Raw genomic sequence first — 416 nt, forward strand, 5'->3', positions numbered from 1 at the left:
GGCTTCATCAACAAGCGCCTGCCGGTCTGGCGGGTGGAGACCGCCAGTGGCCCCGTGTTCGCCGACGTGCGCGAGGGGCTGGTCGCGGCCTCCGGCGCCGCCTCCCCCCTCGCCCGGATGGAGGACTGGACCTTCGACACCCTGCACAAGTGGCACTTCCTCGATCCGCTCGGCCGGCGAAACCGCGATTACGGCACCATGGCGGCCACGCTGCTGATCCTCGCCACAGCTGGCTTCGGCCTTGCGCTTGCGGCGCGCCGCCGCCGCCCCTCGTCCAACCAAGGAGCATGACCATGAGAAAGACCCTGCTTGGCGGCCTGCTTGCGTCGGCTGCGGTTCTTGCCGTCTGCAGCCAGCCCGCGCCCGAGGCCCCCAAGGCCGCCGCGTCAGCAGAAAGCCCGCCGGCCGCCGCCCTG

At 71.9% G+C, this 416-nt stretch carries 1 protein-coding gene; it reads left to right on the top strand.

Going from position 1 to position 416, the window contains the following annotated elements; genetic code table 11:
- A partial coding sequence (locus ACLD7X_RS19280) for a hypothetical protein (RefSeq protein ID WP_411425288.1) occupies window positions 1–291 on the top strand: 291 nt, incomplete at its 5' end.
- Between the last annotated feature and the right edge of the window lie 125 nt (window positions 292–416).

This window comes from Aphanothece microscopica RSMan92 (genome assembly GCF_046613545.2).
Classification (GTDB): Bacteria; Cyanobacteriota; Cyanobacteriia; order PCC-6307; family Cyanobiaceae; genus NIES-981.